The following is a 19,182-nucleotide window of genomic DNA, read 5'->3' as shown; positions in this document are numbered from 1 at the left end:
CGGATTGCTCATGAACGGCCGCGCCGCCACGCTGCTCGAGCTGCCCAAGCTGCTTGAGCGGCTCTCGCATTTTGCTGCTTCCGAAGCCGGGCGCGAGGCGTGTCTTGCCCTGGCCCCCCTGCCGGACGTGGAGGCTGTGGCCCGCGCCGCCGCCATCCACGAAGAGATGCGCGACTTCGCCGGCCAGGCCGGGGTGCGTCCTGCGGAGTTTCCGCCCCTGGACGGCCTCTTCCACTGGCTGGAGGGCGGCCGTGGCGGGGCGGATGTGCTGGATCTGGATGCGCTTTCCTCCCTGCGCGATGTGCTGCACCTGGGCCGGCTGTTTCTGGACGCCATCGCCCCGACGGGATCCCGCTGCTCCTGGCCCCTGCTGGCCGAGGAAGCCGCTGCCCTGGATTGGCCGGGCAAGACCTTCGCCGCGCTGACGCGTTGTCTCAATGCCGAAGGCCTGCTCAAGGATGAAGCCTCGCCCGAGCTTTTTTCCGTGCGGGTGGAGCTGCGCAAGCTGCATCAGCAATGCACCCTCAAGGCCAAGCAGTTCATCCTGGAGCACAAGCTTTCGCCCTGGTTGCAGGACGACTACATCACCATCTCGTCCGATCGCTATGTCCTGCCCCTGAAGACCAGCTTCAAGAACCGGCTGCCGGGCATCATCCACGATTATTCCCAGACCGGCGAGACGTGCTATTTTGAGCCCATGTTCCTGGTGGAGCGCAACAACGCCGTGCAGGAGCTCAAGCGCGAGGAGCGCGAGGCCGAGCGGCAGGTGATGCGCTTTTTGACCGGACTGGTGCGCGACGAGCTGCCCGGCTGCAAGGCGGCCGCGGCCTTTCTGGTGCAGATGGACGTCCGCCATGCCGTGCTGGAGCTGGCCTCCCGCCTGGACGCCACGCCCCTGGAGACCGGCCCGGGCCTGCCCCTGGCCCTGCGGCGGGTGCGGCATCCGTTGCTGGTGCTGGAAGATGGCGCGCGCGCCAAGACGGAATCCCGTGCTGGCAAGACGCCCCGGTCCGGCGTGGTGCCGTTGGATGTGGTGCTGGAGAAGGAGCAGCGCATCCTGGTCATCAGCGGCGGCAATGCCGGCGGCAAGACCGTGTGCCTGAAGACGCTGGGCCTGGCCGCGCTCATGGCCCGCTGCGGGCTGCCCGTGCCGGCGGATGCCGGGTCCACCGTGCCCTGGTTCGACGAAGTGTTCGTGTTTCTTGGCGACGAGCAGAGCCTGGAAGATCACGTCTCCACGTTCACGGCCCAGATTACCCGGCTGCGCGACATCTGGGACCGCATCGACGCCAACACCCTGGTGCTTTTGGACGAATTTGGCGCTGGCACAGACCCTGCCCAGGGCAGCGCCCTGGCCCAGGCTGTGCTGGAAGAGCTGGTGGCGCGGCAGGCCTGGGGGGCGGCAGCCACGCACTTTCCGGCCCTCAAGGCCTTTGCCCTGGCGGCCGAGGGCGTGCGCGCGGCCTCGGTGCTGTTCGATCCCGCCACCAAAAAGCCGTTGTACCGCCTTGGCCTGGATCAGGTGGGCGCGTCGCAGGCCCTGGATGTGGCCCGGGAGCATGGCCTGCCGGAAGTCATCCTCAAACGGGCGGAGCAGCATCTGTTGCTGGACGGCGAGGATGCCCAGTCCCTCATCGACCGGTTGAACCAGCTGGCCGTGGAGCGTGCCCGGGAGCTGGACACCCTGCGCCGGGACCGCAAGGAATTGCGGGACAAGGAACGCCAGCAGCGGGAAAAGCTCGCCCGGGAACAGGAAGCGCTGTTTGCCGAGCTGAAAAAGCAGTCCCAGGCCATCATGCGCCAGTGGCAGGAAGGCAAGGTCGCCCACAAGCAGGCCATGCGCGAACTGGCCGAGACCCGCAAGCAGATCGTCCAGCAGGGCAAGACTCCCCTGGCGGCCCAGCCAGTGGCCGAGGCCTCGCAGGCCCTTGCCGCGGCAGATCTGGAAAAGGGCCAGCGGGTCCGCTACCTGCCCTGGAACAAGGTGGGTGTGGTGGAGGATGTGGACCTCAAACGCGGGGCGGTAAAGCTGGACTTGTCCGGCGTGTCCCTGTGGGTGGCTCCGGCCGAATTGCGGCTGGCCGAAACTCCGCCCTCGCCTGCGGCAGGACGGGGTGCGGCGGCCCGGCAGGAGCCGGCATCCGCGCCTCCCAAGCAGGCCAGGCAGGACGCCATCGGCAGTTTGCGGCTGGATGTGCGCGGTCGCCGGGCTGAGGAAGCCCTGCGCGAGCTGGAAGAGGGTGTGGATCAAGCCATGCTGAGAAATTACAGCCAATTGGAGATTGTGCACGGCCGCGGCACCGGTGCCTTGCGGCGTGAGGTGCATGCCTGGTTGCGCCAGTCGCCTGCTGTGGCGGAATTCGCCGTGGCCAACGAAGAGCAGGGCGGAGACGGCGTCACCCTGGCGGTGCTCAAGTAACCTATGGGATTTTCCACTGGCAACGATGCCGTGGCCCGCGTAAAGGCCCGGTTGAACATCGTGGACGTGGTGCAACGCTACGTGCCCCTCAAGCGCATGGGCCACCGCTGGGTGGCGCCGTGCCCGTTTCACCATGAGACCAAGCCGTCCTTTTCCGTCAACGAGGAAGAAGGATTCTTCTACTGCTTCGGCTGTCAGGAAAAGGGCGATGTGATTTCCTTCTACTCCAAGATCAATGGTCTGGAGTTCAAGGAGGCCCTGACCCAGCTGGCTCGCGAGGCCGGGGTGGAGCTGGACGAATTCCGGCGCGATCCCGGCGCGGAGCAGGCGGCCAAGGAGGATCGGGATCGCGCGCGTCGCGTGGTCACCATGCATCGTCTGGCGGCTGAGCACTTTGTGGCCAACCTGCACGCAGAGGAAGGCGCCGGCTGTCGCCAGTATCTCCAGGGCCGCGGTCTGTCCGAAGAAACCGTCGCCGCCTTCGGGCTGGGCTACAGTCTGCCCGGCTGGCACGGCCTGCGTACGGCATTGGCCAAGGTCGGCATTGGCGAGGACGAGGGTGTGGAGGCCGGCCTGCTCAAACGCAGCGAGCAGGGCAGGGTGTACGACCTGTTTCGCGGCCGGTTGATGTTCCCCATCCAGGATGCCGGCGGCAAGGTGGTGGCCTTCGGTGCCCGGCTCATCGATGGCACGGACGGCCCCAAGTATATCAATTCCACGGATACGCCCATCTATAAAAAGGGGGAGCACCTGTTCGGCCTGGCCCAGGCGCGGCGGGTGATCCACCAGTTCAAAAAAGCGCTGCTCACGGAAGGCTATCTGGACGTCATCACCCTGCACCAGCACGGCTACGCCAACGCCGTGGGGGTGCTGGGCACGGCGCTCACGCCGGAGCAGGTGACGCGGCTGGCCAGCTATGCATCCCACGTGGAATTGCTGTTTGATGGCGATGCCCCCGGCCGCAAGGCGGCCCTGCGCTCGGCGCGCATGCTGCTGCTCAAGGGCCTGGGGTGCAGCGTCACCCTGCTGCCCCAGGGCGAGGATGCAGACAGCCTGCTCAAGGCCGGCGGCACGGCCGCCCTGGAAGCCGTGCGCCAGCAGGCCCATGCGGGGCTGGATTTCTGCCTGACGGCGGTGCGGGAGACCGAATCGCCCAAGGAAATCGTGGCCTGGGCCAAAGAGTTTCTGGAAGCACTGGACGACCCCGCCCAGCATGCCTATTACCTGCCCAGGATTCTTGAAGGCCTGGGCCTGGAGGAGCGTGCCTTCCGCAAGGCCCTGGGTGAGTTCTCCACACAGCAGGAGCGCGAGGACGCCCCGCAACACACAAAGCGCAAGGGCGCATGGAACAAACGCTGGGACCGCGCACGCGGAGACAGGCGTGAGGAAAGCATTTTCACGCCGCCGGACAAAACGCCATCTATCTGCACTTCCAAGGAGGAGCAGCTGATGCGTTTTGCCTTGTGTTTTCCGGACGCCGTGCCGGAATTGCAGCAGGAGGGCGCGGCGGTGTTGCTTACATCGCCATGGGCCGTGTCCCTCTGGAATACGTTGTGCGAGCTGTGCGGACAGCAGACGCCGGAATGTCCCCTGCAGGCCGATGCCCTGCTGGACAAACTGGAGCCGCAGCAGCGCGCCCGCTTTGCCGAAGCCATGGTGCAGTACGATGGGTACTGCATCAGCAGAGAAACAAATCTTGAAGAACTGAAACGGCAGATTGCCTTGCACAAGAATACCGAATCCATCGCGCAGCTCAAAATGCAGCTGGGCTGCAGCACCAGTGACGATTCCTTCGCCGCCCTGCGCAAGATCCAGGAAATCAGAGAACGGGAGCTCTCCGGGAGGAATGATGGCTAACAATCTCAAAGATATCCAGCAGATCAAGACCCTCATCGCCAAGGGCAAGGTCAATGGCTTTCTCACCTTCGAGGAAGTCAGCAAGGCCTTGCCGTCGGAGATCAACAATCCCGAACAGATTGAAGAAATCATCGGCATCTTTGACCAGCTGGACATCGCAATCGTCGATTCAGAGAAAGACGGCAAAAAGATGGACCTGGCCCCCCAGGAATCCGACGACGAAGCCGGCCAGCTTTCTTTGACCGAAGATGAAGACGGTGCGGATTACTCCTCCCGTTCCACAGACCCCGTGCGCATGTACCTGCGGGAAATGGGCGCCGTGCCCCTGCTGGACCGCGAAGGCGAAGTACACATTGCCAAGAAAATTGAGAACGGCGAGCTGGAAGTCCTCTTTGCCCTGGTTGAAGTGCCCGTGGCCATTGAGGAAATTATCACCGTGGGCGAGGACCTGAAGCTCAACCGCATGAAGCTGAAGGACGTGGTCAAGACCATCGAGGAAGACGACCCCAGCGAAGACGAGATGAACCAGCGCACGCGGGTCATCATGCTGCTGGAGGAAATCAAGACGTGCTTCAAGAAGAAGAGAAAGATTTACAGCAAGCTGGATGAATGCGCCCGCACGGATCGCCGTGTGACGGCCGTGCAGAAGGAAATCGTCTGCTACAAGGAAGAAGTGGTCACCCGGCTCAGGGACATCAAGCTGGAAAAAACCCTCATCGACCGCATCATCGAGACCGTGGGCGACTATGTGCGGCAGATGCACAACTGCCAGCGCGATCTTTCCGCATACATCCTGTCCGTGGGCAAGACGCAGGTGGAAATCCAGGAACTGTTCCGGAAGCTGGACGCGCGGGAAATCAACCCCGTGGCGGCAGCGGATGAACTGGGCATGACCGTGGAGGAGATCTTCTCCTTCAAGGAAATGATATCCGGGAAGATCGAAATCCTGCATCGCCTGCAGTCCAAGTGCTGCCACAACGTGCAGGATCTGGAAGAAGTGCTGTGGCGCATCCGCAAGGGGTCCCTCATTGCCCAACGGGCCAAGCAGGAGCTCATCCGCGCCAACCTGCGGCTGGTGGTCTCCATTGCCAAAAAATACACCAATCGCGGCCTGCAGTTCCTGGATCTCATCCAGGAAGGCAACATCGGCCTCATGAAAGCGGTGGACAAGTTCGAGTACCAGCGCGGGTACAAGTTCTCCACGTATGCCACGTGGTGGATTCGTCAGGCCATCACCCGGGCCATTGCGGACCAGGCGCGCACCATCCGCATTCCCGTGCACATGATCGAGACCATCAACAAGCTCATCCGCACCTCGCGCTATCTCGTCCAGGAGCTGGGCCGCGACCCGACCCCGGAAGAAATCGCCGAACGCATGGATTATCCGCTGGAAAAGGTGAAGAAGGTCCTCAAAATCGCCAAGGAGCCCATTTCCCTGGAAACCCCCATCGGCGACGAAGAGGATTCCAGCCTGGGCGACTTCATCGAGGACAAGAAAGCCGTGGCCCCGGCGGAAGAGGTGGTCAACACCAAGCTGGGCGAGCAGATTGCCAGTGTGCTGGCCGACCTGACCCCCCGCGAGGAGCAGGTGCTGCGCAAGCGCTTCGGCATCGGCGAAAAGAGCGACCACACCCTGGAAGAGGTGGGCAAGCTTTTCAACGTCACCCGCGAGCGCATCCGGCAGATTGAGGCCAAGGCCCTGCGCAAGCTGCGGCATCCCGTGCGCAGCCAGGTGCTGCGTTCGTATTACGAGAATTGAGGCCCCGCGCCGGCGTCCAGAAATAGGCGGCTACGGCCGCCTATTTCCATGCTGACATGTCCCCCGCGATTGGTGTACAGAACCAGCAAGGGATTCGGTTGCATGATGAACCGGGGGGGGACTGTGCCATGGGCCATGTGTTCAATATGACCTTCAGCAAACGGCTGCATTGCAATGGCTGTTGAATTGCCTGTTCGAAACCATTGCGATTTTTCCTGTACGGATCGCATGTGCCGCACGCTGGACAAGGCCGGAGTGCCGACGGACCAGAAATGGCGTACGCTCATCCTGTACATGCGCAGCCTGCGTGAATACACCACCCTGACGGATTCCCAGAAGTCCGCCATCCAGAATCTGGTACTGGAAGCCTTGCGCAAGAAGGAATTCACCGATGCGGAGTTCCAGCGCATCATCCAGCGCAAGCAGGACATCCTGGGCGAACCCTGCAACGACCGCCTCAAGATGGCCCTGGCGGAAACCATGGCCCTGGTGGAGGAATTCAGCGCCCTGGTGACCACGCGCAAGGATGATGTGCTGGAGTTGGGGCAGCGCACGGTGGAGGCCCTGGAAAGCGGGGCCGATCCTCTGGAGCTGGTGGGCAAGATCAAGGCGTCCTTCAAGGCTGTGGTGGACGCCATGGAAGGGGATGTGTGCCACCTGCGCGAGATGAGCTATACCGACGCCCTGACCGGCATCGGGAATCGCCGCGCCTTTGATGAATGCATGGAAGAGGTTGTGCGCCTGTGGCAGGAACAGACCGTCCCGAGCTGCCTGGTCATGTTCGACATCGACCACTTCAAGGATTTCAACGATACCTACGGCCACCGCATCGGCGATCATGCCCTGACCGTGGTGGGGCGCATCCTCATGACGTATGGCGAGAAGATCGCTCCCTTATTGGCTGGTCCGTGCCGCGCCTTTCGCTATGGCGGTGAGGAATTTGCCATGATCTTCCAGAACGCCAGCCAGGAGCAGGTGCTGATGCACGCAGATGCCCTGCGCAGCGCCGTCAAGAAGCATCCCCTCATCATCCGCGATCCCGCCGGGGGCGTGGTGGATTCCAGCAGGCACATCACTGTAAGCGCCGGAGTGGCCAGCTTGCAACCATACTGGAAGTCCCCCCTTGTGGCGCATCTGATCGACGCCGCAGACGGTGCCCTGTACCGGGCCAAGCAGGCCGGCCGGGACAGGGTGGTGGTCTACACCCCGCCGCCCGAGGACCCGTCCGGAACCCCGCTTTCCTGACCTCTTTCCGGCCGTTCTTTGGTTGACGCCTCCCCCGGACTTGCCGTACGGGTGTGCGTGGCAGGCGGCATTGTCAGGCGCCGCTGCTTCAGGAGGCCGTGGTTTGCATGGATGAGTTCGAACGCCCCGGTGCGCAGGCTGTGCCATCCCATGCCGGCCCGGATCCACAACAAGACACCCCCCTGTGCCGCGCCGAATGGTCCACCCCTGCCGCGGTGGATTTTCTGGCCCGCCTGAGCCACGAGCTGCGCACCCCCCTGCATGGCATCCTGGGCATGACGGATGTGGCCATCCGTACCCTGAACGAAGTCGCCCTGTCCGGCCCCTCCCTGGCCCAACCCGCTCCCTGCCGGCATGTGGAAGTGCAGCCGCTCTTGCACATGGTGCGGCAATCCGCCATCTCCATGCTTAATATCGTGAATGATTTGCTGGACATCTCCAAGGTGGAATCCGGCGAGCTGGCCCTTGAGGAACGCCCCTTCGACCTGGCTCCCATGGTGCGCGAGGCCCTGGCTCCCCTGAGGGAAGACGCCAAAAACAAGGGGCTGGCGTTTCATCTGGAGCTGGATCCGCAGGCCCCGGCCCGCGTGCTGGGGGATCCCACCCGCCTGCGCCAAGTGCTGCGAAATCTGACGGAAAATGCCATCAAATTCACCAGGAGCGGCAGCGTTGCCGTGCGGCTGCGCAGTGGACAGCCCAAGTGGCAGGCAGAAGGCCTGCCCCGGGTGCAGCTCACCTGCACCGTCTCGGATACGGGGCTGGGCATTCCCGAGGAAAAGTTGCCGCGCGTGTTCGACAGTTTCTATCAAGTGGACGGTTCCCTGAGCCGCGAATTCGAAGGCACCGGCCTGGGGCTGGCCATCTCCCGCCATCTGGTAAAGATGATGGGCGGGGACATCTGGGCCCGCAGCCAGCCGGGGCAGGGCAGCGCGTTCACCTTTTCCGTCTGGATGCATCTGCCGGAGTCCGAGGGCTCCAGGGATGTGTCAGCCGATGCCCCGCACGCCCCGGCCGGCGAGGCCCGTTCCGACGCGACAGCCAACACGGCGGGCCGCGCATGTGGCCAGGGCCGCGGCCTGGACGGCTCGCCGGATCGCATGACCTTGCCGCCCCTGCGCATTCTGCTTGCGGAAGACAATCTGGTGAATCAGGCCTTTGCCCAGCTCATCCTCAAGCGTGAAGGCCACGCCGTGACCACGGCCTCCAACGGGCATGAGGCCCTGGAGTTGCTGGCCAAGGCGCGCTACGATCTGGTGCTTATGGACGTGCGCATGCCCGAGCTCGACGGCGTGGAAACCACCCGCCGCATCCGCGCCCGGGAGCATGGCGTCCTGGATCCGGACGTGCCCATCATCGCTATGACCGCCCACAGCCAGCGCGGCGACCGCGAACGCTTTCTGGAAGCCGGCATGGATGACTACATCTCCAAGCCCATGGCCTGGGATTCCGTCATCGAGATCATCGGGGCAGTGCTGCGGAAGCGAAGGGAAGTGCCGTACGACGAGGAAAAGAGTCCTCGGCGGGAACCCTTTCTGTAACGGCGTTCCCCTGCCCCCCCAAAGACTGTTGCTATGATTGCAACGTGCTCTTCCCTTCCAACACTTTGATGGTGACCTTGAATCACAATAAAAGTCTTTGGAAAGGGGGTTCGGNCTCTAGAAAGGTTTTCCCCCGAGAACTCTTTTCAAAAGTAACATGCTTTAAGAGCACTGTGCTCTGCTACTCCTCGCCGCTGTGGCGCTGGAGTTCGTCCTTGTAGAGCTTGTATGTCACGGAATCCACCAGCGCCTGCCAGCTGGCTTCGATCACGTCGTGGGACACGCCCACGGTGACCCAGCGGGAGGAGGCGTCTGCGGATTCGATGAGCACGCGCACCCCGCAGGCCGAGCCGGCGTTGGGCTTGTCGCCTTCCACACCCAGGTCGCCCCCGGAGAGCACGCGCACCTTGAAGTCGATGAGCCGCATTTCATCCAGCCGCGGGTAGAACGGCTTGAGCGCCTTGCGCAGGGCCTTGTCCAGGGCGTTGATGGGGCCATCGCCCTCAGAGGCCGTGTGCTCGCGCACGCCTTCCACTTCCAGCAGCACCGTGGCGGTGCTCACCGGTTCCTGGCCGGGGCCGTCCTTGTGGTCCAGCACGTGGAACTTCACCAGGGTGAAGAAGTCCCGCACACCGCGCCGGGCCAGCTTTTTCAGCAGCAACAGCTCCACCGAGGCTTCCGCCGCGGCAAAGTCGTAGCCAATGGCAGACTTGGCCTTCAGCTCGTTGAGCAGGCCCTTGACCACGGGTTCGTCCTTGTCCAGGTGGAAGCCGTAGCGCCGGGCCAGATTGACGATGTTGCTGCGGCCGGCCAGCTCCGTGAGCAGAATGCGCTGGCGGTTGCCCACCTGTGCGGGGTTGATGTGTTCATAGAGCCGGGACATGCGGTTCACGGCCGAGACGTGGACGCCGCCCTTGTGCGCAAAGGCGGACTTGCCCACAAAGGGCTGGCGGGTGAACAGCGGCACGTTGACCACCTCGGCCACATAGCTGGCCAGATGCGTCAGCCGCTCCAGGGCATCCGGGGCCAGGCACTCATATTCCCCGGGATGCTTGAGGCGCAGGGAAGGGGCAATGGAGCAGAGGTTGGCGTTGCCGCAGCGCTCGCCATAGCCGTTGATGGTGCCCTGCACATGGCTGGCCCCGCGGCGCACGGCCTCCAGGCTGTTGGCCACGGCCAGTTCGCAGTCGTTGTGGCAGTGGATGCCGATGGCTGCCTCGGGCACGGCCTGGCAGACGGCCTCCACCATGGCGCCGATTTCCTGGGGCATGGTGCCGCCGTTGGTGTCGCAGAGCACCAGCACGCGGGCCCCGGCCTGATGGGCGGTTTTGAGGCAGGCGAGGGCGTATTCGGCATTCGCCTTCATGCCGTCGAAGAAGTGCTCGGCATCAAAGAGCACTTCGGGCATGTGCTGGCGCAGGTGGGCCACGGACCCGCGGATGATTTCCAGATTGCGTTCCGGCGCCACGCGCAGGGCCTCGGCCACATGCAGATCCCAGGTCTTGCCGAAGATGGTGGCTGCCTCGGCTCTGGAATCGATGAGCGCCTGCAGCTGGGCATCCTTCTCCGGGGTGGACGCCGGATGATGCGTGGAGCCGAAGGCGGCCACCCGGGCATGACGCAGCTGATAGCGCTGAATTTCCTTGAAGAAAGCCTGATCCACCGTGTTGGAGGCCGGCCAGCCGCCCTCGATGTAGTCCATGCCGAGTTCATCCAGCTTGAGGGCAATCTTGAGCTTGTCCTCGATGTTCAGTTGGATGTCTTCGGCCTGGGAGCCGTCCCGTAGGGTGGTATCGTAGAATTCAATACGTCTCATGAACACACGGCCCCGTGTTTCTCCAGGCCAAAGGCGTCGTGCAGGGTGCGCACGGCAAGTTCGGTGTATTTGTCGTCGATGAGGCAGGTAATCTTGATTTCGGACGTGGAAATCAGGTGGATATTGATGTTCTCCGCCGCCAGGGACTTGAACATGGTGGAGGCCACGCCGGAGTGGTTGCGCATGCCCACGCCGATGACGGACACCTTGCTCACCTGGGTGTTGAAGGTGACCTCGCGAGCCTGGAGGTCCTTGTTCAGCTCGGCGATGAGCTCCTGGGTGCGCTCAAGGTCGCCGCGGGAGATGGTGAAGGTCATGTCCGTGCGACCGTCTTCGCTGGTGTTCTGGACGATCATGTCCACCAGTACGCCGGCCTCGGCCAGTGGCCCGAAGATGGCGGCCGCCACGCCCGGACGATCCTGCACATCGCGCAGGGTACAGCGGGCCTGGTTTTTGTCATAGGCGATCCCTGCAACGAGCACCGCTTCCATTTCCGGAACCTCCTTGGTCACCCAGGTGCCCGGCGCATCGGAAAACGTGGAGCGCACATGCACCGGAACATTGTATTTTTTGGCAAATTCCACGGAACGAATCTGCAGCACCTTGGCGCCCATGCTGGCCATTTCCAGCATTTCGTCATAGGCGATGCGGGGCATTTTGCGTGCCTTGTCGCACATATTGGGGTCTGTGGTGAACACGCCTTCCACATCGGTGTAGATTTCGCAGCCTTCGGCATTCAGAGCGGCGGCCAGGGCCACAGCCGAAGTATCGGACCCGCCGCGTCCCAGGGTGGTGATGCGGCCGTTGGGGTCCAGGCCCTGAAAGCCGGCAGCCACCAGCACGTCGTATTCGTCAAGCATGGCGCGCAGCTTTTCGCAGTCGATGCTGCTGATGCGGGCCGAGCCGAAGTCGGAATCGGTGTGCATGGTCATCTGAAACCCGAGCAGGGAGCGGGCCTTGATGCCAGCATCCTTGAGCAGCATGGCAAACAGCGCCACGGACACCTGCTCCCCGGTGGAAAGAAGCACGTCCTGCTCGCAGGCCGGGGGCCTGGAGGAGAACTGCCGGGCCAGATCCAAGAGGCGGTTGGTTTCGCCGGACATGGCCGAAAGCACCACCACCACCTTGTGACCCTGCGCCAGGGCAGCCTGCACTTTCTGCTGCACCTGGCGCATACGGTCCAGCCCTGCCACGGAAGTGCCGCCGAATTTTTGCACGAGAATGGACATGGGGCGATCCTGGAATAGCGTCTTGCGTTGGGGGTTGTCAGGCACCAGGGTGCCAGGGGGCCAGGGCCGATGCAACGGAGAGGGGCAGCGCGCACCCCAGGGCATTCACGGTGAAGCGTCGTCCCTGGGCAACGTCAATCCACTGAAAATGCAGCGCCGGGTCCGGCCAGGCCGTGCGGGGCAGCCGTTCGATCCACTCGATCACCGCCAGGGCTCCCGGTCCGGCTTCGTCCACGAGATCGGGGATAACGGCGGCGGCCGCCTCCGGTTCCAGGCGGTAGCAGTCGATGTGCGCCACGGGCGGCCGGGTGGGGTAGCAGTTCATGAGCGTGAAGCTCGGACTGGCCACCTGCGCCAGCTCCCCGCCGGGCATGCCGTGCACCAGACCGCGCGTGAACGTGGTCTTGCCGGCGCCGAGTTCGCCGGAAAGCAGGAGCGCCGGGGGATTGGGCATGCCGGCCAGGGCGTGGCCCACCGCCCGGCCGCAGGCGAGAAGCGCTGCTTCATCTGGCAGGTGGGCGCTCATGACATAAGGATGCATGGTCATACACAGTGTTTGAGGCGCAATACCTGGCGCGTGGCTGCTCAGTACACGAATTGCCGAAAAAGTCCAGCGCGCTGAAGGTGATGGCGCAAAAAACTCAGGCCCCGCCGGCCTTGCCACCGGAGGCGATCACCCGCAGCAGGTCTTCTTTGCCAATCACCCCGGCCAGCTTGTCGCCGTCCAGTACGGGCAGGGTGTGGAATCGGCGATCCACCATCAGGTTGGCCACTTCTTCGATGGAGGTGTCCAGCGTCACGGTGGCCACGTCCTTGGTCATCAGGCCGTCCACGGTGGCAGCCGTCATCTTGGCGATTTCCCCTTCCATATCCTCCATGGAGGGCAGGGGGATGAAGCTGTCCAGGATGGTGAAGTAGGACGGCAGTTTGATGGAACCCTGCTGGCTGATGCAGTCGCTCTGGGTGACGATGCCCACCAGCACGCCGGCGTTGTTCACCACGGGCAGGCCGTTGAAGTGATTCTCCAGCATGATGCGTGCGGCGGTGGCCACGTCCGTGGAGGGGGTCACGGTGACGGGGGATTTGGACATGATGTCCTTGGCGGTCAGCATGGCGAGAGCTCCTTCATCACCCGGGGCAAGGCGTCCGCGATTTCTCGGGCCAGGTTGCCCCGGTAGGGGTAGTCGGTTTCCAGCAGCCGGCCCGCCTCGGCGTGCAGCAGCACAGCCAGGCAGGCAGCTTCCAGGGGGGGGTGGCCCAGTCCCATGAGGGCGCCCAGGCAGCCGGCCAGCACATCGCCGGAACCGCCCGTAGCCAGGCAGGGAGCCGCCACATCGCAATAGTACGCCGGTTCGTCCCCGCTGACAACAACCGTGCCGGCATCCTTGGCCACCAGCACGCCGGGCAGGCGGGCGCGCAGGGTGCGGGCATTGATGAAGCGATCCTCCCCCATCTCCAGCCCGCAGCCCTGGAGCAGGCGGGCCAGCTCGCCGGGGTGGGGCGTGAGCACGTCCGCCGGGGTGTGGCGGTTGAGCCAGTCCGGATTGCGGGCGATCCAGAAAAGGGCATCAGCATCCCAGACGGTGGGGGGGCGGTCGCCAAGCAGATGCAGCACGCGGACAAAGGCTTCGGTGTCGGGATGTCGCCCCAGGCCGGGACCGACGACGAGGGCGTCGAAGCGTGGCAGGTGTTCCCGCAGGGCATCCAGGCAGCCTTCGTCCCAGCCGCCGCTGCAGGTGGCGCCTGCTGTCAGGCCCAGGCACATGGCCTCCGGAAGCTGGGATTTGAGCTCCTGAACGATGGCCCCGGGGCAGGCGATGGTCACCAGACCGGCACCGGCGCGCAGGGCGCCCATGGCCGCCAGGGCCGGCGCACCGCTCATGCCCGGGGAGCCGCCAATGATGCACACATGCCCGGCCGTGCCCTTGTGCAGGGCCGCGGCAGGCTGCCTGAGCAGGCGAAACATGGCCCGGCCCATGCGGCGCTGGCCGGCGGGATAGCGATCCTTGATCTGGCGGGGAATGCCGATGTGCCGCACGTGCAGCCGGCCGGTGTATTCCCGGGCTGCCGGCATGGCCAGGCCGGTTTTCACGGCGGCGAAGGTGGCCGTGGCGTGGGCGCGCACGGCGTCCGGGCAGGGACGGCCGGTGTGCCCGTCCAGGCCGGAGGGGATGTCTATGGCAAAGACGAAGGCCCGGTGGCGCAGGGCATTGATGGCGCGCACCAGCAGGGGGAAGGGCGGGCGCATTTCCCCGGTCAGGCCGGTGCCGAGCAGGCCATCCACCACGATGTCCGGCTCGAAGTGCGGATCGTGCAGCAGCTCCTGACTGGGCATGTCCAGAAACTGCATGGGCACCCCGGCCTGCTGGGCCAGCTTCATGTGGAAGGCTGTTTCCCCGGTGTGGGCATGGGGCGGTTTGGTGTGATACAGGCGGACGTGGGCGCCCTGGTCGTGCAGGTGGCGGGCCATGCAGAAGGCGTCGCCGCCGTTGTTGCCGTGGCCGGCGAAGAGCAGGATGCGCTTGCCGGCGGGGTCGCCGGTTTCTTCCAGCAGCACATGCAGGGCCTCGCGGGAGGCGTTTTCCATGAGCATTTCGCCGGGAATGCCGAAGGCCATGGCCTCGCGGTCCCAGCGGGCCATTTCGGCCGGGGTGCACAGAGCGGCGGTGATATTGCGCAGGGGATTCATCGTTCCAGCACCACCACGGCGCAGGCCGCGTCCCGGCCGTGGGTGAGGGAGACGTGCGCGCCGGTGACGCCCATCTCTGCGGCAAGTTCCTGACCGCGGCCCAGCAGGATCAGCTCCGGCTTGCCCGAGGGCAGGGGGCGGATTTCCATGCTGTGAAAGGAGATGCCGTCCCGAAATCCCGTGCCCAGGGCCTTTGCTGTGGCCTCTTTGGCGGCGAACCGGGCGGCCACATAGGCGGTCTGCACGGTGTCGCAGGCCTGGGGCAGGCCTTCCAGCTCCAGGGGGGTGAGCACCTTGCGCAAAAAGCGTTCGCCATGGCGGTCCATGGCCGCGCGGATGCGGTCCAGCTCGCAGAGATCCACCCCGAGGCCCATGATCATGCTGTTCCTCAATCCGCAAAGGTCTTGAGCAATTCCAGCATCTCCCGCACGGCCGCATCCAGGCCGATGAACACGGCCCGACCGATGATGGAGAAGCCGATGGAGTATTCGTTCACCCCTGGCACCTGGGCAAAGGGCGTCATGTTGTCCAGATCCAGCCCATGGCCGAGGTTGACCGTGAGCCCCAGGGAGCGGCCCAGGGCGATGGCGTCCAGGATCTTGCGCAATTCGGCCTCGCGGGTGGCGGTGTCCGCGGCATCGGCATAGTGGCCGGTGTGCAGCTCGATGTATTGCGCGCCTACGTCCCTGGCGGCCTGAACCTGCCCGGCGGAGGCTTCGATGAACAGGCTGACGCCGATGCCGGCGGCGAAGAAGGGGGCGCAATAGTCCTGCAGCAGGGGCACCCGGCCGGCCACGGCCAGGCCGCCTTCGGTGGTCAGCTCCTCGCGCTTTTCCGGCACCAGACACACCAGATGCGGCTGCACTTCCAGGGCGATGGCGCGCATCTCCTCGGTGGCGGCCATCTCGAAATTGAAACAGCGGGCCTGCCGGGCGATGGCGCGGACATCGGCATCCTGGATATGGCGGCGATCTTCCCGCAGATGGGCGATGATGCCGGCGGCGCCGGCCTCCTGGGCAATGCGGGCGGCCAGCACCGGGTCCGGGGTGGTCCCGCGGCGTTGCTGGCGCAGGGTGGCCACGTGGTCTATGTTCACGGCCAGGGTGGGCATGCAGCGGCTCCTTGTCTGTGCTTCGGGCAGACAATAGTGAGCGGCCGGGGGGATGATGTCAAGGCCGAGATGGCAGATGCGCTCTTCCGACCTGCTGCTGACTACGTGCTGAACGGCGTCTGCAGCTCCTCCTGGTCGATGGCGTCGGCATCCGGCGCGCTGAAGCGGACCAGATTGCGCAGATGGGCGTAGCTGTCCGGATCCATGCCGGTGAAGTCCACTGCCACCAGGGTGAGGGCGTTTCTGTCGGGCTCCATGCGGGTAATCACGCCTTCCACCTCGGCCCGAAGGTCCGCGCCCAGGGGGAATTCCACCACGCAGGGCTGGTCCGGCGCAAAGGCCGGCAGCGGCGGCGAGGCCACCTCGCACAGCAGGCCCTTGAGGCTCAGGTTGCGGGTGCGCATGGCCATGCGCTGCGACCGGCAGATCAAAAATCCCGCGTGCCCGGTCTGTACACGGGTGCGGCGGCGGGTGGCATCGGTCATTGCTGTTCTCCACGTTCCAGCCAGGGGATGTCCGGCATTTCGCGGCCGGGGGTGCGCGGCCGGGTGTAGGGCATGAGTTCCATCAGCGCCCGGGGCGTGTAGCGTCCCTTTTCCGGCTCGGTGACGGCCTGGGTTTCCACGCCGAATTCCATGAGCAGATCCACCACTTCGCCTGCCGGGGTGACGGCGTGGCCGTTTTGGTCCACCTCGGCCACGGCCTTGATGTCCGTCTCGCCGCTGGAAATGGCCTTGAGCACGGCCACGCGGGTGGCGCCGGCGCCCAGGGAGGGCTCGGCGTGCTCCACGCTGCCGGCCGTGTAGACCGTGCCAGACTGCCCCATGGCCGCCGCGCCGCGGGGCTGTTGGGAATAGGGCGCATAGGCGTAGATCAGGGCAGACCGGGCGGCCTCCACCAGCCGGGAAATGTCTCCGGGGGCGAGATCCGGAATGAACCATTTTCGGTAGAGTTCCGCATACTTGCCATTTTCCAGAATGCGACGGAAGCCCTGGTCCAGCATCTCCTTGAGCGCCCGCGTTTCCTTGCTGATGGCAAAATGCATGGGCATGACGGCCAGGGGCATACCCACGGGCGAGACACCCTGCAGGGGCAGCCGGCGCATGAGGTAGCTGGCGGTCTTGTCTGCCCCGGCAAAGGCGTCCACCTCGCCACGGGCCATGGCCTGCAGCGCTTCGCGCGGAGAAGGGTAGCTGCGGACGATGAGCCCGCCGAAGTCCTCCAGCAGGCGCAGGTAGATGGTACCGCGCTCCACGCTCACGGCCTTGCCGCGCAACTGCTCCAGGGCGGCCACACGCTGGGCGTTGCGGGTATAGAGCCGCACTTCCAGGCGGGCGGTGGGCTGGTGGGAAAAGTCATACAACAGCTCACGCTTGGGAGTCTTGGCCATGCCCGCGGTAGCGTGGATGCGCCCGGCAGAGAGCTCCAGCTGAATCTGCTCCCAGCTCATTGCCTTGAAGGAAAGGCGGACGTTGCGGCCCTCCAGACAGGCCTGGAAGAGATCGATGTCGAAGCCGACCGGGGTGCCGTCGCGCTCGAAGGAAAACGGCGGGAAGTCCCGGTCGAAGCCGAAGACCACCGGCGAGGGCAGCGGCGGCAGGGCTGGCTGGCTGGCTGGCTGCCGCCCCCGGGGTTCCTGCAGACTGGGCGGCGGCGCGCCAGGGCAGGAGTGCCAGCAGCAACAGAAGCAGCGTATGCAAGGCGAGACGTGCGGTCATGCATTCACCATAAGTCTGCGGCGTTGCGGGTGGGCGTCAGCTCCATTGCAGGGTGGCCAGGGCGGCTTCGACGTCAGCCTTGCGGCGGGCGTAGAGGGCTTGGGCAAAGGCGCGAATATCTGCATGCAGGGAGGAGCGATTCGCGGCCGCCGGCAAGGCCGGCAGCACGGGCAGGTTAAGGGAATCGAAATCCAGGGGGCGCAGGGCCATGGAGTCGTCGATGCTGCAGCCGCCGTGCGCGCCGCCGCCCATGATGCGTTCCCGGTCGCCATCGCCAATGAGCTGTTTGCAAAAGCCGATGACGCAGGAGGGTGCCTGGATGGCATTGGCCTCCCGGATGCGGCAGTTGTGCTCGTCGCACCAGTCCTTCACCTGTTCATAATGCAGGCTGACCCGTTTGGGCGCGCGGGAGGACCCCTCCTGCACCACACGACCCAGACGGTATTCCTCGAAGGCATGGTGCGCCTGGGAATAGGCGGCGACGAGCAGGCCCGCGTACCGCCCGGCACGGGTAAGCGCCCGGGGCCGCGACTGCCTGAGACGGGCCGGCCGACCGCGCAGGGAGCAGTACAGGGCGGAAAGATCGGCCGGTTCCAGCGCCACCCCCAGGGTGCGAAAAAAGGCGGCAGCCTCCTGCTCGTCCAGCAGCAGCCTGCCCAGGATGGCGGCAGCGTCCAGGGCTTGTTCCGCCAGCCGGTGCAGCTCCATGGCCTTCTGGCGGAGGCGTTCCGCCTCCTGCTCCAGGGCCACACGACGGCCGAAAAAATTTTCCGCCGCCTCGGACAACGCCTCGGAGGCAAGGGAGTTGGCGAACTCATCGAAGGAGCCGGCAGCGCCGGAAGATCGTGGCGACATGGCGTCACCCTAGCCATGCGCGGGCTGTCTGGCAAGAGTCCGGCCCCATGGAAGGGCCGCCGCAGACGAGTCTGCCTCGAATAAAACACTGTTTCAACCATTGACAGTTTCCAACACTGCTTGATATGAAGCAAACAACGATTCAGTTAGCGTTTGAAGTATCTGATGTTTCAATCTCTGCTTCGGAGCCAGCCATGCCCCCATATACCAACATGCACACCAGAAGCCTGCAGCAACTCCAGCAGCCTCGCCGCGAGGTCCAGGATTCCACCCGTGACCGCATTCTCAAGGCGGGGGAGGCCATTTTTTTGGAAAAGGGATTCCAGAAGGCCACCATTCGGGACATCTGCAGCGCAGCCAAGGCCAATGTGGCGGCGGTGAACTATCATTTTCAGGACAAGGATGGGCTGTATATCGCCGTGGTGGCCGGCCTGCTGGACCGCGGCGCGCTTCGGTATCCGCTGGACCGCGGCCTGCAGGAGGATCCCAGCCCGGAAGATCGGCTGCGGATCATGATTTACAACATTCTGTGCCGGCTGTTCTGCAACGACCAGGGGGACTACAACGAGGTGCACGGCCGCTTTGTGCTGGAAGCCCTGTTCGGCGACTCCCCACACATCGGGGTGCTGGTGGACAGCTTTATCCGGCCGTCCCAGGCGTATCTGCGCACCATCATCGAAGCCGTGCTTGAAGGATGCAGCAAGGCTGCCGCGGATGACGAAGCGGTGCTTTCGCGTTGCGCCATGAGTCTGTTCGCTCAGGCCGTGTATTACGTGTACGCCCACAATTTTGAAAAACATCTGGATGACGGCCGCTGCCGGGATCTGCAGGATCTCGAACGGCTTGCCGATCATATCACCACTTTTTCCGTGGCAGGCATCCGGGCCGTGGGCCTGACTGCCCATGGCAGCAACGCTGCCGTCTAGTGTGACGTCCCCGAAATACG

General features: G+C 64.5%; 16 protein-coding genes. 6 read left to right on the top strand and 10 right to left on the bottom strand.

Annotation, left to right across the window (positions count from 1 at the left end; genetic code table 11):
• Positions 1-10 precede the first annotated feature (10 nt).
• The 5 genes from DGI_RS11540 (at position 11) to DGI_RS11520 (ending at position 8,818) form a co-directional block, all read left to right on the top strand.
• Entirely contained in the window at positions 11-2,419 is a 2,409-nt protein-coding gene (locus DGI_RS11540) for an endonuclease MutS2 (protein ID WP_027193109.1), read from the top strand.
• A 3-nt stretch (positions 2,420-2,422) separates the two neighbouring features.
• Positions 2,423-4,276 (top strand): DNA primase, encoded by a 1,854-nt coding sequence (gene dnaG / locus DGI_RS11535; RefSeq protein WP_021761246.1) that lies wholly within the window; start codon positions 2,423-2,425, stop codon positions 4,274-4,276.
• Positions 4,269-6,035, top strand: a complete 1,767-nt coding sequence (gene rpoD, locus DGI_RS11530) for an RNA polymerase sigma factor RpoD (RefSeq protein WP_021761245.1) — start codon at positions 4,269-4,271, stop codon at positions 6,033-6,035. The genes dnaG and rpoD overlap by 8 nt, the downstream gene beginning before the upstream one ends.
• 228 nt (positions 6,036-6,263) lie before the next feature.
• Complete coding sequence (locus tag DGI_RS11525) at positions 6,264-7,280, top strand: GGDEF domain-containing protein (RefSeq protein WP_051286520.1); 1,017 nt, start codon at positions 6,264-6,266, stop codon at positions 7,278-7,280.
• 107 nt (positions 7,281-7,387) lie between these two features.
• Entirely contained in the window at positions 7,388-8,818 is a 1,431-nt protein-coding gene (locus DGI_RS11520) for an ATP-binding protein (protein ID WP_051286522.1), read from the top strand.
• Between the two features lie 181 nt (positions 8,819-8,999).
• On the opposite strand, the gene cimA is transcribed toward DGI_RS11520, so the two are convergent.
• The 10 genes from cimA to DGI_RS11470 all read right to left on the bottom strand — a co-directional run bounded on the left by cimA (position 9,000) and on the right by DGI_RS11470 (position 18,236).
• Entirely contained in the window at positions 9,000-10,634 is a 1,635-nt protein-coding gene (gene cimA, locus DGI_RS11515) for a citramalate synthase (protein ID WP_021761241.1), read from the bottom strand.
• Positions 10,631-11,863, bottom strand: coding sequence for an aspartate kinase (locus DGI_RS11510; RefSeq protein ID WP_021761240.1), 1,233 nt, complete (start codon positions 11,861-11,863; stop codon positions 10,631-10,633). The genes cimA and DGI_RS11510 overlap by 4 nt, the downstream gene beginning before the upstream one ends.
• A gap of 37 nt (positions 11,864-11,900) precedes the next feature.
• Positions 11,901-12,389, bottom strand: a complete 489-nt coding sequence (gene tsaE / locus DGI_RS11505) for a tRNA (adenosine(37)-N6)-threonylcarbamoyltransferase complex ATPase subunit type 1 TsaE (protein WP_021761239.1) — start codon at positions 12,387-12,389, stop codon at positions 11,901-11,903.
• A 115-nt stretch (positions 12,390-12,504) separates the two neighbouring features.
• Positions 12,505-12,975, bottom strand: a complete 471-nt coding sequence (locus DGI_RS11500; RefSeq protein WP_021761238.1) for a CBS domain-containing protein — start codon at positions 12,973-12,975, stop codon at positions 12,505-12,507.
• Positions 12,969-14,552 carry a bifunctional ADP-dependent NAD(P)H-hydrate dehydratase/NAD(P)H-hydrate epimerase gene (locus DGI_RS11495; protein ID WP_021761237.1) on the bottom strand — a complete coding sequence of 528 codons (1,584 nt, stop codon included), beginning with the start codon at positions 14,550-14,552 and terminating at the stop codon, positions 12,969-12,971. The genes DGI_RS11500 and DGI_RS11495 overlap by 7 nt, the downstream gene beginning before the upstream one ends.
• Positions 14,549-14,932 carry a holo-[acyl-carrier-protein] synthase gene (locus DGI_RS11490; protein WP_021761236.1) on the bottom strand — a complete coding sequence of 128 codons (384 nt, stop codon included), beginning with the start codon at positions 14,930-14,932 and terminating at the stop codon, positions 14,549-14,551. The genes DGI_RS11495 and DGI_RS11490 overlap by 4 nt, the downstream gene beginning before the upstream one ends.
• An 8-nt stretch (positions 14,933-14,940) precedes the next feature.
• Entirely contained in the window at positions 14,941-15,663 is a 723-nt protein-coding gene (locus DGI_RS11485) for a pyridoxine 5'-phosphate synthase (RefSeq protein ID WP_021761235.1), read from the bottom strand.
• Between the two features lie 101 nt (positions 15,664-15,764).
• On the bottom strand, positions 15,765-16,148 hold the full coding sequence (locus DGI_RS17335) for a PilZ domain-containing protein (RefSeq protein WP_021761233.1): 384 nt from the start codon (positions 16,146-16,148) through the stop codon (positions 15,765-15,767).
• Entirely contained in the window at positions 16,145-17,242 is a 1,098-nt protein-coding gene (locus DGI_RS11475) for a transporter substrate-binding domain-containing protein (RefSeq protein ID WP_021761231.1), read from the bottom strand. The genes DGI_RS17335 and DGI_RS11475 overlap by 4 nt, the downstream gene beginning before the upstream one ends.
• Positions 17,243-17,417: 175 nt before the next feature.
• On the bottom strand, positions 17,418-18,236 hold the full coding sequence (locus DGI_RS11470; RefSeq protein WP_021761229.1) for a hypothetical protein: 819 nt from the start codon (positions 18,234-18,236) through the stop codon (positions 17,418-17,420).
• A gap of 194 nt (positions 18,237-18,430) precedes the next feature.
• Between DGI_RS11470 and DGI_RS11465 the strand changes: the two genes are divergently transcribed.
• Positions 18,431-19,162, top strand: coding sequence for a TetR/AcrR family transcriptional regulator (locus DGI_RS11465; protein WP_027193112.1), 732 nt, complete (start codon positions 18,431-18,433; stop codon positions 19,160-19,162).
• Positions 19,163-19,182: the final 20 nt, after the last annotated feature.

The sequence above is a fragment of the Megalodesulfovibrio gigas DSM 1382 = ATCC 19364 genome, assembly GCF_000468495.1.
Lineage (GTDB): Bacteria > Desulfobacterota > Desulfovibrionia > Desulfovibrionales > Desulfovibrionaceae > Megalodesulfovibrio > Megalodesulfovibrio gigas.
Note: the sequence above shows the minus strand (reverse complement) of the source record. Positions and strands in the feature narration are given on the sequence as shown.